A 16,457-nucleotide genomic window follows, 5' to 3' on the forward strand; every position below is an offset into this window, starting at 1 on the left:
CCTGCGCCCGCCCCGGCGCCACCACCGCGCGATCCGCCGCCCGAGGCGCCCGGCAGTCCGGCCGGCATGCCGGCCCCGCCGACGGGCGCGGCCGTCGCCGACTCTTCCGTCCGGGGCGCGACCGACGGCGACATCAGCGGCGCCGGCCCGACCCGCCGCGTCCGCCGGCGACCCGGCATCGACCGAGCGGAGCGACGCGGCGGATGCCGTTGTCGTGACACCAATCATCCCCGTTTCGAAGGCGCGCGCCGAACGCGACGCCATCGCGGACGCAGCCACCGCCGACGCGGCGCGCCGCCAGGCCGATCCGCTGCGATTGGCGCGGCGCATTGCGGCGGCCCTGAACGCACCCGGCGCCAACGGTGCCGGCGAACTCGGATTCTTTTGGGTGACGGCGGTGACCACCGACGGGCAGATCGTGGTGGCCAACAGCTACGGGCTCGCCTACATCCCCGACGGGGTGCAATTACCCGAACAGGTGCAGATGGCCAGCGCCGACGACTCCATTCCCGCCGCGGAACGGGCGCGCTGGGCCACCTACCCGGTGATGGCCGTTCAGGGTTGGGCGCAGCACCACGACCAGAAGCTGCGCGCGGTGATCGCGACCGAGGAGCAGCTGGCCAATTCGGATCCCGGTGCCGCGAAGGTCCTGCTGAAGCCCGACGACATCCCGGACAACGGCGACATGGTCGGTCTATCCCGGCTGGCCGTCGTGGACCCGGAGGCGGCCGACCGGCTGGCCGCCACCACGGACGTCCGGCTGGTCAACCTGTTGCCGCCGGCGCCCGCCGATGCGACCCCGTCGGCAGACAGCCAGCGGGCCCCTGACGAACTGATGGACTCCGACGCCGCGGCTCACCTCGCCGCCTCGCTGGCCGAAGGCAAGATCAGCCTGCAGGAGATGCTGGCGCAGGTGCCGAAATCGGCCGAGGATCCCACTCCGCCCGTCGACCAGCGGCCGATGCTGTGGTTCGACGTGATGAAGCCGCTGGCCAGCCGCTCCCCCGGGCGGCAGGCCGCGCACCTGCGGGCCTTCCATCGTTACGCCGAGCACGCCCAGGAGGTGCTGGTCGCACAGGCGCACACCGCGGCCGATCCCGTGGCCCAGCGAGCCGCGGTCGCCGATTGGTTGTACTGGAAGCACCTGACCGGGTTGTTGTCGGCGGCGCTCTCCGACGCATCGTGAGTCGGTCGGCGACCCCTCGCTCGGACGAAGAAGCGGGCCTTCGTCCAACATTCCCGGCACCCCTCGGCCGGGAGCGGAGAAGGCCCGCCTTCGTCGGGGCGTCAGCCGATCACCGGGCGTCCTTTGCCTCCGCGACCTCCCTGCGCCGCCGGCCGATCACGCCCTCGGTCCACGGCCGCCGCTCGGTGTAGATCGCCTCCTCGTCGGATTGCGGACGCTTGCCCTTGCCGTTCGGTTGCCCCTGCGCACCGGGGGCGCCCATCGGCGCCCCGCCCATGCCGCCGCCCAATCCGCCACCGCCGCTTGGGATCCCGCGGCCAGGACCCGAGGACCCGGCCGCCGCCCCGGTGGACCGTTGCGGCGCTTCGGCGTCTACCGCGGGTTGCAACGGCATCGACGGCACACCGGTCCCGCCGCCGCCCAGCCCGGCCGGTTTGACCCCGCCTCCCCCGGGCAGACCCGGCTTGCCCTTCAACGCATCTTTCATGGCGGCGTCCATGGCCGGCTGGTCCGCCGCCCCCGGCATGCCGCCCCCCGGCATCGGCGGCACCATGGGCGTCATGGGGGTGGCGGGCGCCCCGGTTCCGTCGCCGGTGGGCCAACCGCCCGGAATGGTCGGATCGATCGTTCCGTCGCCCGGCGCATTCGGGTCGGGGGGCGCCGAAATGCGGGTGGCGGCGGGCGGAGCCTTGGGATTCACCGGCGGCAGCGGCAGCGACGCGTTCGCGATGTACATGTTGAGCGACGTCTCCGATTTTTGCTGCAGGCTTTCATACCAGCTGACCGCCATGTACAGGTAATACGGATACGACGTCACATACCGCTGGTACCAGTAATCACATTGCGACACTTCGTAACTCGTGGGGTGTTCCGCCTCGACGGTCCACTTTCCGTCATAGTCATGCGTCTGACGATCGCCCATGACCCGAGCTTTCTTGTGGGCGTCGACGACTCTCAGGGCCTGGTTTCCGAGGCTGACGCACAATTGAGCCATCGAGTAGATCCACTGCCGTTGTGCCTCGAAATTCAACTCGACCGCTGCGCATGCCTCGCCCTCCCACGAGCTGAACGGCCGGAAACGGTAGGTCTCCTTCTGGAATTCTCGTTGGAAGTTGTCCCACTCCTTCGCGAACGCTTTGAAGGCGGTGCCCTGGTCGCCGGACTCGATGGCCGTCGCCGCCTGCCTGACCTCGTAGTAGGGGTACTCGAACGCCGGCGGTGGCGGTGGGGGCGGGGGCAGGTAGCCGCCGAAGTCCTCGTCCGGGTCGCAATTGGCCGTCATCCGGTCGCTTCCGTTGCCGACCCCCGATGCGGACGAACCGCCGTCGACGGCGTTGATGGCCTCGGCGCTGCCCTCGTCGACCTCTTCGTAGGCTTTGGCGGCGTTGCGGAGTGATTTCGCCAGCGCCCGCCACTCCCGCTCGCACGCCCTGAGGTAAAGCCGCATCGAGTCGGCGGAAAGCGCGAGTTGGGTGGCGGCATCGTTGACAAAAGAGAGGGCACACGGGGCTGCGGGATTGGTGGCCGGGATGGCCGGCAGCGCCGCCTCGATCTCATTGGCCCGCGCCATGAGTTCTTCGTATTCGACCTTCAACGTCTGCGGCATATCGGCTGGCTCTCCTTACGCTGAAGTCATCGTCGGCCGAATCGAAAACCGCCGAGGCCGCGGCAGTGTCGGTGAGGTGTGCCGCAACGTCACTCGTTCGACACCGTGGCCCGCGGGCGCGAGGAGACTGGCGTTGCCCGCTGAGTCGGCGCGGTCGACAGCAGGATGCGGTGCAGTCACCGACCACCCCTTTCGTGTCGCCGAGTCATCGGGCGGTGTAGGGGCACGCCAACCGCCATCGGAGTTATCCTAATTCACCCAAGAGGGCCCGCGCGCAGCAATTTGCCGTACCGATTTGGCACACTTTCGGCTCGAAAATGCGTGGTGTACCGGGGTGCAATGCGCACACATTGCGCCGCATTGGTCCGCCCGAAGGCGTTGCGGCCTCGCCCTTCTCGACGGCGTGCGGGCCAGGCGGCACCCGACCGTCACACCCCGGCCGGTCGGAAGAAAACCCCGTCGGCCTGCAGCAGTCGCCCGGTTCGGACATCGAAGAAGAACGGCGCGAATCCGGCCAACGCCATGCCCAGTGAGCGCATCAGGTCCATCGCCTCGTCGGCGAGCATGCCACCGTCGTACAAGGGCTCGAACGAGAGCTCGAGCTGCACTCCGACGCAGCGATCGTGCACCGTTGTCTCCCCGCCGGCGATCACCTGCCTCTCGAACCCCTGGACGTCGAGCTTGAGGAATGCCACGTCGTCGGGCAGCAAGAGCTCGGGCGCCAGGGAGTCGAGTCGACGGAGGGCCACCTCCTCGGTGCCGATGTAGTTCGCCGACGGCAACGCGTCGCGATGAGCTTTCAGCATCGGAAGCAGCGAACTGCTCTGCCCCGCGTTGCCCGCGACGTTCATCGGCACCGTGTCATCGCGATCACCCAGGGCGCACTGGCGGCAATCCCATGCCGGGTCCAGGGCGGCCGATCTTTCCAACACGGAGAATGGCGTCGAGAGCGGTTCGAGGGAAACAATGCGGCCCGCGTAGCCGGCTTCCCGAATACCCTGGGCATATTGCCCCGAGTTGGCACCGACGTCGAGCACGACGGTGACCTGACGCATTTTGAGTTCGCCCACGAAATTTCGTCGCCAGTCCAATTCGGAGTGGTATCGCATTACCCCGGCATCGGGAGCGTTCGTGAACCAGAGCAGACTCACCGCGCAACACTAACAATTCTCAGAGCCGCTCAGGAACAATGGCGACGGCGCCGGGCCGCGTTAAGCTACCCGCGATCATGCAACTCGACATCCATCTACAGACGCATTCCGACTCGAGCGTGCACGGCGCGCACCGCTACGTCGGCGCTCCCAAGAGTGAGATCATGCTGCGCTGTACGCAGTCGTTGGTGACGGCGATCAACCGGGCGGACGCCGACGTCATCCTGCGGGTCTTCGACGATCACTCGTCGCCGGATGTGGTCGCGACGCTGCACCGCATCCTCGAAAAGTGCGAACAACGGGTCGAATTCGTCCCTCTCGAAGAGCGCGGTTACAACGCCTCCTGCTTGACGTCGTTCTCTCGCGCTCGCGACGACGGCCGCGAGGTCGTCTACCTGGTCGAGGACGACTACCTGCACACCGCGTCGGCCATCCAGGAGATGGTCGAGGCGCATGAGTTGTTCAGAGAGAAGTTCGGCGGACAAGAAGTCGCGCTGCATCCGTATGACGATCCCAAGAACTATTGGGGGATGATTTTCAGCCAAGAGAATTGCCGGGTGCTGTACGGCACGCGGAGGCACTGGCGCACGAACACGCACACCACCAATACGTGCTGGGTGGAAATCGAGACGCTGCGCAGGAACTGGGCGCTTTTCGAACGGCTTGCACGTTATTCGAGCACGCCCTACGGCCAGGCCAATCATATTTTCGAGGCGTCCACCATCAATAAGATCTGGCGGGAGCAGGTAGCGCTGTTCACGCCGATTCCCTCGCTAGCGCTGCACCTCCAGTACGAGGAACACAGGGACCCCTTCCTGAATTGGAAAGACTGGTGGGAAGCGGCGGCGTATTGACGATGGCGCGCACCGGAGGTGCACAGCCGTCACGCCTGCCGGGTCTCGTACAGGTCGCAGTAACCGCGATGCCCGGCGGCCTTGAACTGCCGGTACACCTTGAATCGGAGTTCGCCGGCGCGCAAGCGGGTCAGGAACCGCTCGAGGCCGCCGAAGAGGTCGTCGTACTGCTCTTCGAGGACCGAACGGCGAGAATCCGGATCCTCGGCCGGCGCGGTGTGCGAGATCCGCAGCGCGAGAACGGAAAGCCGGTCGACGATCGTTCCGGGCGTCTCCGTGTGCAGCGGCGCGGTCGGATTCGGTTCGAGGCTGCCCAGCAGGGTCGCGTCGATCTCTTCGATGGCCGCGTTGCGCCGCGCGTTGAGGTCGTCGATGCGACGCTTGATCCGGGCCACCTCGTGGTCGTCCACGCCGGGACGCCGAACCGCGTCTTCGTGATGCCACAGGCCGAAATTCATCGTGTGCAGGCGAAGCGCGGTCGTTGCGATGCTGCCGCCCTCGGGGGAGCCTTGGGGTTCCTCGCCGTGCCATGACACGGCGCTGTCGTGGAAGCGTCGCACGGCTGACAGGAGCTCACCCTCGGGCGTTTCGGGCGGTGCCACCGCAGGCCTGCCGTTGCGGGCTGGCGTCGAGGCACCGACGAGGCCTTCCATCGCCTCGAGCACCTCGTCCACCGTGATGTCCGCCATGCTGCCTCCGTAGACGTGCCGGTGGGGTGCGAATCTGAACCCCCAGACCGCGGGCCGCGTCGGGCTGAAGAGGCCCACACCGGGAACCCGGGCCAGGTCGGCGGCGTGCAACATGCAGGAGTCGACACCGACGAAAAGGTCTGCGCCGCTGACCATCCCCATCGCAACGTCGAGCGGCAACCCGAGGTGCGAAAAGACGCGGTCGCTCTCGCGACCGACATCGAGATCCTCGTCCCCCATTCCGACCACCCACGCCACGAAATCGCGATGACGCGCCAGGAACCGGTCCAGCAAGTCGACAAACCTGGTAACCGGCCATCGCTTCTTGGCCCAGGTGGTGTCGGCGTGCACGGCGAGCACCTTGACGCCCGGCGGCAGCGCGGCACGGATGGCTCGAACCTGCTCTTGGGCGGCGGGTGGGATGGGCACCGGCCGGGCATACGTCTCGATCCGGGCGGACGGATCGAACAGGCGCGCCAATTTGAACGTCAGGTCGGCCGAGTGCGGCACGTCCCTGGGGATCACGACGTCGTAGGTGTCTCCGGTTGGAAAACCGATGCTGGTCGTGGGCGCCAGGCGTTGCCGAAGGGGACGAACGAAAACGTTCGACGGGACATCCCACGGCACTGCGTTGATGAAGACGTCGACGGGGCCGATCTCCGCCGCCAGGGTGTCGTAATCGAGGCCGCGGTTCGACGGCGGCCCCAGCGCCGGGCCCACCGGGGGCGATCCCGTGATGTCCACCAGACGCGATTCGACCTCACGGAAGCAGAGGTCGAAGGAGATTTTGGGGCAAAGCAAAGTGAGTGGGGCGTCGAACATCTCGCCCAGCGCCCGCAGCGTGGGCAGCGTCAGCACCGAATCCCCGATGAGCGTGGAGAAATAGACCGTGGGCCGTTCCGCCCGCAGCAGATCATTCAGCAGGCCGGGCTGGACTCGTACCGAGTGCCCGTCCTGGAGAACCGTGAATTCGCTCAACCTGACACCATCCTTGGCCCGAGCTTAAACCGCCCGGGAGCCGTGGGGCAGCGCCAATTTGAGCGGGCCTCGATCGCGGCGGCCCCACCGATGCCGGGGCGGAGCGCCGTTGAGGCGGACCTGCGTCGGGTTAAATCCGCTCGTCGGCAAGGTCGTTCATCGCGTCCAGCGCATCCCCGACCGTGACCTCGGCCATGGTCGGGGCGTCGACATGCCGGTGCGGGCCGAAGCGGAAGCCCCACGTGGCGGCCCGCGTCGGGCCGAAGAGGCCGACGCCGGGAACCCGCGCCAGATCGGCGGCATGCAGCATGGACGAATCGACCCCGAGGAAGAGGTCCGCGTTGGCGACCATGGCCATCGTCAGGTCCAGCGGTAGCCCGAGATGCGGGAAGACGCGGTCGCCCTCGCGGCCGACGTTGAGTTCCTCGTGTCCCATCCCGACGACCCAGACGACATAGTCACGGTGCAGCGCCAGGAACCGGTCCAGCAGATCGATGAACCTGGTGATGGGCCACCGTTTCTCGGCCCAGTCGGTGTCGGCGTGCACGACGAGCACCTTGGTTCCCGCGGGCACGGCGGCGCGCATCGATCGCGCGCTCTCCAGCACGGGCGCCGGAAACGGCAACGGACCCGCATAGGACTCGATGCGCAACGAGGGATCGAAAAGACGGGCCAGCTCGAACATCAGGTCCGCGGAGTGGCACGCCTCTCTGGCGATGACGAAGTCGTAGGCGTAGTCGGTCGGGAAACCGATGGTCGTCGTGGGGGCCAGCCGCTCCACCAATGGCCGAACGACGATGCCGGACAACGAGTTCCACGTCAACGTGTCGATAAACAGATCGACCGGCCCGATCTCCGAAGCCAGGGCGTCGTAATCGCGTGCTCCTCGCGATGACGGCGACGAGGGCCGTGGCCCGGTCAGCGGCAATCCCGTGGTGTCGACGTGGCGGTCGCTTAACTCCCGGAAGCACAGATCGAAGGCGACCTTGGGGCAAACGAGCGTCAGCGGGGCGGTGAACATTTCGCCCAGCGCCCGCAGCGTCGGCAGCGTCAGCAGGGCGTCCCCGATGTTGGAAACGAAACAAACCGCGGGATGCCGCGCCCGCAACAGATCGTTCGGCGAGCGACGCCCGACGGGTTCCGGGCCCCGCCCGACGGCGCTGACATCTTGCCCAAAGTCGACCATATTCCACAGAGAGCTTAGCCCCTCCCCGGCGGGCGGGATCGCACTTTCTGTCTGAGCCTCGCGGGTCTCAGACGCGTTCAGTCATAACCGAACTCCCGCGCGAGCGCGTCCACCTCAGACCAGACCGGGTCGTCGGGGTCGACCCGGTCCCTGGTGGATCGCGCCCGATGTAGCGGGGACATGTTGCCGGTCTTCCAGGGCAGGGGCGCGCCGGCCCGGAAGAATTGGTGCTCCCCGGCCGTCTCGGGCGCCGGATGGGCGAGCGTGGGGTCCGCGTCGGAAAACGTCAGGCCCCACCCGCCGAGCGCGGCGTCGAGCGTCGCCTTCGGCTGCGCCGTGAAGGCCTCGTAGCGCGCGACGGCAAGGTCGGCCCCGCCGGCCCTCAGCGGCTCTAGGCAACCGTCCACCAGGGCCAGGGCTTCCGCCACGGTGTCCTTGATCCAGAAATCGGTGGGCGCCCGCAGCGGTGAATCTCGGTGCGCCAGGCAGGAATTGACCACTTCACGCGGGTCCCGAAGGACGAAGACCACCACGGCGTCCGGAAAGCACCGCCTGAGCGCACCGAGTTGGGTCGCGTACCGCGGGTTCTTTTCGCCCCAGATGGTGTGGGGGCGGGCGAGCTCGGTCATCACGGCCGTGAGCGCGCCAGCGGGGTCGGATGATTCGGCGGCTCGAACCCGGTAGTCGTCGTAGACGCCACGCTCGAGGAGAAATGCCTGAAGCGTGCCGATCATCGAGTCGCCGTATCGACCGACTTGGATCAGATCGATCTCGTCGAAGATCTTGATGTCCTCGTGGTCATTGAGGAACTGGGTGACGATCGTTATCCCGGATCTGGGCGGACCGACGACGAAAAGCTGCACGCCCTGACCGTATCCCGCCCGGACGGGAGCGGGCCCGCGTTCGTGGCCGCGGTTCGGTTCAGATCAAGCCGACGGTGTGCTGCAGCGAACCGGCCAGCTCGGTCAGCGAGGCGAACAGCTGCGCCTGCTGCGCCTGCAGAGCCGTCGAGGCGCCAACCTGCGCCTTCTCCAGCGCCTCGTTGATGCGTTGCTGCACCGTGTGGGCGCCGAGGCGCAGCAGGCCGGCCTCGATGTCCAGGCCGACAAGGCAACGCTGCCCGTTGATGGTCACTTCGACCGTCTCGGCTTCGTCTGTGGCGCTGAAGGATTGGGTGTGCGTCCGCCGCATCTGGGACTCGAGGGCCGAACTGAACTGTTGCAGATGCTCGAGCGCCTGCGCGACCTGTGGGTGCGCGTCCGGGCTGATGGGAAGTGTGCTCATGGGACAAGGTCCTTAACCTCGGTCGAGTCTTGCCGCGTGGGCCGCCGCCCTCGGTCCACAACCGGGCTCGAGTCTAGGGCGCCGTCGCCGATCGCGCGCGTCGAAGGTGGCCGCCGAGCGGGGCTCAGGAAGCCGTCCTGCCGGCACCGGGCAAGGCCTGCTCGTAGCGGCCCTCCCCGGGCGGAGAGACGGGCAGGATCGGCAGCTGCCGATGCCGGGGGGTGCTGACCATGTTGTGGCGCAACGTGACCCGGTCGACCCCGGGGTGACGGCCGAGGTAGCTCGTCGCGTTCGGCCACGCCACCTTCGCCTCCGGCCCGATGTGCGCGCCGACGAGCTCGGCGAACGGGCGGAAGTGCGGTCCCAGCGTGACGGTCCCGCCCGCGGCCGCTGCCCGCAGGACGAACTGGGTGAAGACCCTGGCGTCCCCCAGGTTGACGCTCGTGTCGACGTCGTCGAACGGCAGATAGACCGGGTAGTGGCTCGCCGTCTCGCCGACCAGCACCCCCGCCGATCCGATCGGCAGCTGATGGTGGCGGTCGGAGACGAGGATCTGTGCCTGCAGCGCGGCGCGCTGGCCGCCAGCCACCCTGGCGAATCCCCGCCGCTTCTTCGGCTTGTCCGGTGTCGTGAGCAGCACCGTGGACTCGGGTGCGACCCCGGGCGCGACCCGGACCCGGGTGATGGTGTGGTCGGCGGGCGCCGACCACCACACGTCCGGGCCGCCGGGCGCGGTGTACGCGGTGGTGAAGCTGTTGCGCCCCTTGATCGTCGACCACTTCTCCCGTTCGAAACCGATGTCTGTCGCGCGGTCGAAGTCGTCGAAGCTGCGCCCGCATACGGCGTCGACCCCGTGGCGGGAAAGTTCGTCGGCGATCCGCGTCGTCGAAGCGACGAGGTACCGGACCAGGCCGGCGACGCCGGCGTCGCGCCGCCCGGCCGACTTCCGGGCGCGGCGGGGGTCGGCGCGCACGATGATCCACGTCCGGCGGTGGGCCGGTGCCGGGTCGGCCCCGATCGCCTGCTCGTACAGGTCGACCACGTCCGCCGCCGCGGTCCTGGCGACGCGGTGGCCCGCCGAGACGACGTCCGCCTCCAGGTCGGGACAGTGCACCGACAACAACTGCTCCAGTAACCGGGTGTCCACCACGTCGTCGGTATGCGCCTTACCGTCGACGATGACGGTTGGGGTGAACGGGCGCGCGATCAGCTCGATGACCGCGACCAGAACCTTGCCTTTCCAGCGCACGGCGACGTGATCCCCCGGCTGGACGGTGGCCCCCACGACGGGTTCCGACGGCGCGAGCAGGGGCCGGCGCCGCCGCACGAGCCACGCGAAGAAGGCCGCGACCCAGCCGAGCAACCGCCGCCCCCGGAAAGTGATCAGCGCCAGCAGCACCGCCACCGCCACCAGGGCCGGACCCGCCCACACGTAGCGCGTCTTCAGGAACAGCAGGATGCAGGGCGGGGCCAGCACAGCCACCCACAGCGCGTACGCGGTGCTGAACTTCAGGCGCAGCGATTTCATCGTCGTCACCGCCGCCGCAGCGCTCGTCCGGCCAGGGCGGCGAGCCCCAGGGCCAGGGTCAGGCCGGCGATGCCCAACGCCACGACGGTGATCGGCCCGTGGTCGGGTCCCGGCACCGGCACCGGGGGCTGGATCCGTTTCACCGACGGGGCGTTCGCGGGGCCAGCGGGGAGGTCCCACGTCAGGGCGGCGACGGCATCGACGATGCCCGCGCCCACCACGTCGTCGGCGCCGCCGCCCGGGTGCCGCGCCGTGGCCGTGATCCGGTTGATGATCTGGGCCGGGGGAAGGTCGGGAAACCGCTGCCGGAGCAGCGCCGCCACTCCGGAGACGTAGGCCGCGGCGAAGGAGGTCCCGGCGATCGGCACCGGACCGTCCTTGCCGGGCAACGCGTCCACCGGCTCACCGTTGTCACCGAGGGCGACGATGTCCTCCGCCGGCGCCGCGGCGCCCACCCAGGGCCCGTGCATGGAGAACGGGCTCGGCGCCCCGTTCTTGCCGACCCCCCCGATCGCCAGCACCAGCGGTGCGTACCACGCCGGCGTGACGATGGTCTGCACCTGTTCCCAGCCGCGGGGGTCGTTGGGCATGGACGGGTCGGGCGGCGGGTTCTGCGAGCAATCACCACCGGTGTTGCCTGCCGCGACGATGACGACGGCGCCCTTGACGTTCACGGCGTAGTTGAGCGCCGCGCCCAGCGTGGACTCGTCGACCGGTTTGTGCACCTTGAAGCAGGCCGCTTCGCTGATGTTGATGACGCCGGCGCCCAGGTTGGCCGCGTGCACCACCGCGCGGGCCAGGCTGCGGACGGAGCCGGCCGCCGGTGACGCGTTGGGGTCGTTCTGGTCGGCCTGGTTGTCCTTCGGCTCGAAGGCCTCCGACGTCTGGCGCACCGAGATCAGCCGCGCGTCGGGCGCGACGCCGACGAAGCCGTCGGTGAGCGAGGGCCGGCCGGCGATGAGGGACGCCGTGAGCGTCCCGTGGGCATCGCAATCGGAGAGGCCGTCGCCGCCGGGCACCACGAAGTCGCCCCCCGGTTCCGCCGGAACCCGCGGCGAGCCGTCCACACCGGTGTCGATCACGGCCACCGTCACGCCTGCACCGGTGGCGAACCTCTGCGCCGGGCCGACGCCCAGGTAGGCGTTGGCCCACGGTGGATCGTGAAAGTTGGTGCCCGGCAACGTCAATGGCGCCCGGCAGACGCGGCGCTGCTCCAGGGGCTGGTCGGGCCCCGTCGCATCCGGCGGCACCGCGCCCGGGTCTATCGAGGGTGGGGCGACCGCGGCCGCGGGTGGCGCGGTGAGCACTACGAACATGAGCGCCACCGTGATTCCGAAGATACGGTGCACCGCGGGACACTCCAATCGCTTCACCGCGGCGGCTGCACTCGTTGGCCGCGGGCCTGCGAGCATCCTAAGCTTCCGGGGCCAAGTCCAGGACGCTTTTTGCGGCGGCGCCGATTACCAGACGATGGCCGCCATGTCACGGTTGTCCGAACACACGCTTCGCACCGCGGCCTCGATGTCGGGGGCGGTGATGATCTGCAGATCCTCGACCGTCACCGGTTGGCCCGCACGCTTCTGCGCGACCACGCGGGTGTCGCGGAAACCCTCCGCGCGTTCGATCACGTTGCGGGCGAACCGGCCGTTCTGCATGGCGTCGATGCCGTGCCGCCCGCCGGGCGTCGTGTAGTTGCGAATGGTGGTGGCCGCGTCCAGGAAAGTCGCCCGCGCCTCGTCGTCGAGCATGCTGGCGCGCGGCGCGGCATAGCGCTGCCCGATCTCGACGATCTCGGCCGGGGAATAGGACTCGAACCGCAGCTTGCGGTTGAACCGGCCGGCCAAACCCGGGTTCACGGTGAGGAATTCGTCCACCTGGTCCTCGTATCCCGCGCCGATGAAACAGAAGTCGAAGCGGTGCGCCTCCAGCGCGACCAGGAGCTGGTTGACGGCCTCCATGCCGATCATGTCCGGCGTGCCGTCCTGGTGGCGTTCGATCAGGGAATAGAACTCGTCCATGAAAATGATTCGGCCCAGCGACTTTTCGATCAGCTCGTTGGTCTTGGGCCCCGACTCACCGATGAAGTGCCCGCAGAAGTCCGAGCGACGCACCTCCCGGATCTCGGGGTGGCGCACGATGCCCATGCCTGCGTAGATCTTGCCCAGCGCCTCGGCGGTGGTGGTCTTACCGGTGCCGGGCGGCCCGACCAGCAGCATGTGGTTGGTCTGCCCCTCGACCGGCAGCCCGTGCTCGAGGCGCATCATGCGCACTTCGAGCTGGTCTTCGAGCGCGGACACGGCCTGCTTGACCGCCGCCAGCCCGACCTGCTTGGCCAGCAGCGCGCGGCCCTCGGCGAGCAGCTCGGCGCGCCGCTCGGCGGTGGCGTCGTCGTGGAGCTCGTCGCGGCTCTTGGCCGTCGACGCGTCCCACCGATCGGTGCGGCTGGCGATGGATTCCTCGTCGGTGACGACCAGGTGCAGGTTGGGGTCGGCCAGTGCCTCCTTGGCGGGGTCGGTCAGGACGCCGTTGATGGTCGCCTTCGACAGCCAGACCTGGGCCTTGTCCTCCTCCCGCAGCTGGCGGTGCACCATCCCGCGCACGTAGGCGAGGTCGGCGACCAGCAGCGGGATGTCGGCCGGCCCGATCGACGCGGTCAGCACATCCGCGTCGAACCGGCCCGACGCGTTGGTCTGTCCGATCACGTCGACGCGGTCGAGCCAATCCAGCGCGACCCGGCCCTGCCCGAGATGCGCGGCGGCGTGGGCCGCCAGCGCGCAGATCGACGCCGTCACGGCGGACATGACGATGGCTTGCGGGGGCAGCTCCTCGGCAGCGGCCAATAACACGTCCGGCCAGCGCTGCGTGGTGTACATCAGGAAGGCGCGGGCCAATTGGTGCCACTGATAGTTGGCCCACGAATCCAGCAGGTCCCGATTGGCCAGCAGCCTGTCGGCCTCGGCGTATTCCCCGGCGATCGTCAGCGCCGACGACAACGCCAGGCCCACCTGGGATGCGTCGGTCACCGTGATGCCGATGTAGGGACCCAGCTGAATCTCCGCGGCGAGCGTCTGCCCGATGCGGGTGGTCTCGCGGTGCAACCATTCACTGGTGGCGTACAGCTTCTTCAGCGAGGCCAGGTCGTTGTCGCCGCAGGCGATGCGGCCCAGCCACGCGTCGGCCATCGACGGATCGGCGTCGGTGGCCGCGACGAAGTCGGGCAACGCCGCGGCCCGGCCCTGCCTGCTCTTGACCGTCATGGCGCGGTCGAAATGCCTACGGGCAGTTTGCAAATCACCCATCGTGTGCGCTCATCCGGATGCCTTTTGACTCTTGACGTTTCAGATGCCGGCGGACATGGTGACCGGCTCGAGACTCACATAGCGGTTTTCGGCCCGGAACATGTCCATCTCGGCGACCCAGTCCTTGCCCGCCGCGTGGACCCGCACCGTCGCGGGGCCCACCTGCTCGATGATCACCTCGAAGTTGTGCCGGTGCCCCTCGGGGAGCCTCGTGCCCGACGGGGCGATGGTGATCACGGTCGCGGGCCGCGGCGTGGGCGAGATCGGGGCGAGGTCCTCCACGACGCTGACGGTGGTGCGCGGTGCGGGGCGTGGCGCGCTGACCACGCTGATTTCCGGCATCCGCACGGTGGCCCAGCGGGTCACGTCGCGGGTGTGCACGCACACCCGTTCCCCCGCGCCGGCCGTGCGAATCACGATCCGCTTGGCGACCGGGTCGTCGGCGGCCACGAAAATCCGTGACAGCTCACCGGCGTCGGTGACCGGGATCAGTAGCCGGTCCCCGTTGCTCAGCTTGCCGATCAGCACGCCCGAGGGGCCGATCTCGGTGAGCAGGTGTTCGGGCAGCGGGCTGGGCCGCAGCGCCCGCAGGTAGGGCCGGGGGCCGCACATGTTGGCCGCCGCGGCGGCGGCCTGCTCGCCGTTGAGTCGGCGCAAGATCACGCTGGGCGGGGTGGGAGCCGGCGTCGGTGTGCGCACGGTGATGGTGGCGGTGCAGGTCGCGTCCGGGTAGACGGTCACGTTCTGGATGACCTCGTCGGCGCGCAGCGTCCACGCCTGAGACAGGACGCGCGACGTGATCGCCTCGGCGGGATACGCGTATGTCGTCATCCAGCCCGCCTCTCCGCGGATGGCCTTCCACCGCTGCGTGTCCCCCTCGATGGCGTCACACCCCAGCCTGCGGTCGAGCTCGGCCAGGTCGGTGGCCGTGGCCACCTTCGCCCGCAATCCCTGGCAGCGCAGCAGTCCGGCGATGCGCTGCGCCACCGAAATCGCCGTCGCACCAACGGTTGTGCGCCAGCGGAGCGCCTGGGTGTTGTCGATGATCGACAACCGCATGATCAGCCAGGTTTCGCGCCGGCCCGCATATGGCGGGGTGCCGATCTCCGAGTCGTACACGCGTGGGTAGTCCCCGATGTTGCCGTGCCGGGAACCGAGCGAGACGACGCTGATCGAATCGAGCTGCAGGCCCAGCGCCTGGCGCAGCATCGGCACCAATTCGACGACGTCGATGACGTTGTCGGTCTCGACCGTCACCGAACCGGTCACCATGGTGGCCTGGTGCGCCCTGCCGAGCAGCTGCACGGCCACCACCGCGACACCGTCCTGCACCCGGACCCCACCCCCGGATCGGTTGTTGGCCACCGTGATCGGCGCGTCCCAGCGAATCGGGCGTCGTCCGCGCCGCCACAGCACGATCCATGACCACGCGGGCTGGCCCCACCACCGCACGAACACCACGGCGGCGCCGACCACCACCGCGACGGCCGCACCGATGTATCCGCCCACGGCCCAACTCGCCACGGCGAGCAGGAACACCACCCACACCCCGAGGACCCGCCGGTTGCTGCCCTGGCTGAACCCGGTCAGCTTGGAACTCACCGCGCCCGCCTCAATCGGGCCGCGATCGCGGCGACGAGCACACCGGCGGCGACCGCGCCGATGAACCCGATGGCGATGTTGCGCGCGCGGTGGTCCGCGGGCGGTGGGGGTGGGGCGGGCCTGATCACCCGGCTCTGAGCGCCCGGGGGCATCTTGTCACCCGGCGGGATGTTGAACGTAAGTGCCGCAACGGGATCGACCAGTCCGTAGCCGACCTTGTTGTCCACGCCGGCGGGCGGATTGTGCGCCGACTGGACGATCCTGTTGATCACCTGATGCGCGCTCAGGTCGGGGAATTTCGCGCGAACCAGGGCGGCGACGCCGCTGACGTAGGCGGCGGAAAAGCTGGTGCCCCAGAACGGCATGTTCTTTTCGCCCGGCCTCGACGGGGGGTAGGCGTTGACCGGCCCGCCGCCCTGGGGCGACAGACCCATGATGTGGGTGCCGGGCCCGGCGACGGCAACCCAGGGGCCCGACATGCTCTTGTCGAGCGCGGCGCCGGTGGCATCGACCGCGCCGACCGACAGGACATAGTCGGAGAACCACGACGGCGACGAGACAACCTTGACCTGATGCCAGTCGCGGGGGTCCGACGGTTCCAGCGGGTCATACATCGGGTTGTTGTTGCAACCGGCTTCCCCGTCGTTCCCGGCCGCGGCCACCACCACGGCATCCTTGACGGTGGCGGCGTACCACAATGCCGCGCCCAAGGCGCGTTGATCGGCGGGGGCCGCGGCGGGCAGGCATGCGGTGACCGAAATGTTGATCACCTTCGCGCCCATGTTGGCGGCGTGCACCACCGCGCGCGCCACCGTGTTGAGCGTGCCGGCCTTGACCTTCTCATCGGAGTTGGGATCGCCCGGTCCGGGGTTGACGGGCTCGAATGCCCTGGACGACTGGCGGATTGAGATGAGCGTCGCGTGTGGCGCGACGCCCACGACCCCGTCGGGCGCTCCGGGGGGAAGCGGGGGCACCGCGGGTTCGTCCTCGGTCTGCGGATCCGCCGGCCCGTTGGACGCGGCGGTGGCGCCCCCTCCCTCGGGTGGTGGCAGTGGTGTTGCTGGCGGTCGCGGGCGCCTGCGCGCCCCCGAGGG

At 68.9% G+C, this 16,457-nt stretch carries 12 protein-coding genes and 1 pseudogene; 2 read left to right on the forward strand and 11 right to left on the reverse strand.

Annotation, left to right across the window (positions count from 1 at the left end; all coding sequences use genetic code 11):
- Positions 1-115: 115 nt before the first annotated feature.
- Positions 116-1,186 (forward strand): annotated as a pseudogene (locus A9X05_RS19575) (hypothetical protein); the annotation flags it as partial.
- A 109-nt stretch (positions 1,187-1,295) separates the two neighbouring features.
- On the opposite strand, the gene A9X05_RS19580 reads toward A9X05_RS19575, so the two are convergent.
- Entirely contained in the window at positions 1,296-2,792 is a 1,497-nt protein-coding gene (locus A9X05_RS19580) for a hypothetical protein (RefSeq protein WP_067783526.1), read from the reverse strand.
- A gap of 428 nt (positions 2,793-3,220) precedes the next feature.
- Positions 3,221-3,901, reverse strand: a complete 681-nt coding sequence (locus A9X05_RS19585; protein ID WP_067783546.1) for an FkbM family methyltransferase — start codon at positions 3,899-3,901, stop codon at positions 3,221-3,223.
- Positions 3,902-4,020: 119 nt separating this feature from the next.
- Between A9X05_RS19585 and A9X05_RS19590 the strand changes: the two genes are divergently transcribed.
- Entirely contained in the window at positions 4,021-4,797 is a 777-nt protein-coding gene (locus tag A9X05_RS19590) for a glycosyltransferase (protein ID WP_067889073.1), read from the forward strand.
- A 29-nt stretch (positions 4,798-4,826) separates the two neighbouring features.
- Here A9X05_RS19590 and A9X05_RS19595 read toward each other — a convergent pair whose 3' ends face one another.
- From A9X05_RS19595 to mycP (A9X05_RS19635), 9 genes are all read right to left on the reverse strand, one after another.
- Entirely contained in the window at positions 4,827-6,464 is a 1,638-nt protein-coding gene (locus A9X05_RS19595) for a DUF4254 domain-containing protein (protein ID WP_067783532.1), read from the reverse strand.
- A gap of 130 nt (positions 6,465-6,594) precedes the next feature.
- Complete coding sequence (locus A9X05_RS19600; protein ID WP_067783535.1) at positions 6,595-7,650, reverse strand: glycosyltransferase family 9 protein; 1,056 nt, start codon at positions 7,648-7,650, stop codon at positions 6,595-6,597.
- A gap of 77 nt (positions 7,651-7,727) precedes the next feature.
- Positions 7,728-8,513, reverse strand: coding sequence for a sulfotransferase (locus tag A9X05_RS19605; protein ID WP_067783538.1), 786 nt, complete (start codon positions 8,511-8,513; stop codon positions 7,728-7,730).
- A 58-nt stretch (positions 8,514-8,571) separates the two neighbouring features.
- Positions 8,572-8,934 carry a YbaB/EbfC family nucleoid-associated protein gene (locus tag A9X05_RS19610; protein ID WP_067783540.1) on the reverse strand — a complete coding sequence of 121 codons (363 nt, stop codon included), beginning with the start codon at positions 8,932-8,934 and terminating at the stop codon, positions 8,572-8,574.
- A gap of 124 nt (positions 8,935-9,058) precedes the next feature.
- Positions 9,059-10,462 (reverse strand): type VII secretion protein EccE, encoded by a 1,404-nt coding sequence (gene eccE / locus A9X05_RS19615; RefSeq protein WP_067783549.1) that lies wholly within the window; start codon positions 10,460-10,462, stop codon positions 9,059-9,061.
- Positions 10,463-10,467: 5 nt separating this feature from the next.
- Positions 10,468-11,811: a type VII secretion-associated serine protease mycosin gene (gene mycP, locus A9X05_RS19620; protein WP_067749600.1), complete on the reverse strand. Its 1,344-nt coding sequence runs from the start codon at positions 11,809-11,811 to the stop codon at positions 10,468-10,470.
- Positions 11,812-11,922: 111 nt separating this feature from the next.
- Positions 11,923-13,761, reverse strand: coding sequence for a type VII secretion AAA-ATPase EccA (gene eccA / locus A9X05_RS19625; RefSeq protein WP_067749598.1), 1,839 nt, complete (start codon positions 13,759-13,761; stop codon positions 11,923-11,925).
- A 39-nt stretch (positions 13,762-13,800) separates the two neighbouring features.
- The gene (gene eccE / locus A9X05_RS19630; protein WP_067783544.1) at positions 13,801-15,363 is read right to left on the reverse strand and encodes a type VII secretion protein EccE; all 1,563 of its coding nucleotides are present in this window, start codon (positions 15,361-15,363) and stop codon (positions 13,801-13,803) included.
- On the reverse strand, positions 15,360-16,457 hold a 1,098-nt coding region (mycP, locus tag A9X05_RS19635; protein ID WP_067783552.1), incomplete at its 5' end, for a type VII secretion-associated serine protease mycosin. The genes mycP (A9X05_RS19635) and eccE (A9X05_RS19630), both read right to left, overlap by 4 nt.

The organism is Mycobacterium sp. E3298, from assembly GCF_001666895.1.
Taxonomy (GTDB): Bacteria; Actinomycetota; Actinomycetes; order Mycobacteriales; family Mycobacteriaceae; genus Mycobacterium.